General features: G+C 45.7%; 1 pseudogene. It reads left to right on the forward strand.

Going from position 1 to position 317, the window contains the following annotated elements:
• Positions 1-94: 94 nt before the first annotated feature.
• Positions 95-317 (forward strand): annotated as a pseudogene (locus tag HPT30_RS00530) (IS4 family transposase); the annotation flags it as partial.

Below are 317 nucleotides of genomic sequence, written 5' to 3' on the forward strand. Positions count from 1 at the left end.
TAGGCCTGTTGATTAGCCAAAAAAAGGTAGAAAAAAAGCCGCCCGTTCGTTACAGTGTTTGTACCCCTACAAACAGTGGAAACGAGGCGACTTCATGAAAAATTCTACTTCATTATCGAATATCCTGCAATCGTTTATTCCAGAAGAAAAGGTGTTAGCGATTCTGCATGAGTTCAATTACATCGATGTCGCTCGAAAGTTCACCGTCTATTCCCTGTTTCTTTTCTTGGCAGAGGCTGCGTTCCAAGGGTGGGATGGCTATCGGGACGGGGAGCAGCGTATGCATGGCGTTGGACTCCAGAAAGTGGATCATTCGA

The sequence above is a fragment of the Paenibacillus agri genome (assembly GCF_013359945.1).
GTDB classification, from domain to species: domain Bacteria; phylum Bacillota; class Bacilli; order Paenibacillales; family Paenibacillaceae; genus Paenibacillus_AQ; species Paenibacillus_AQ agri.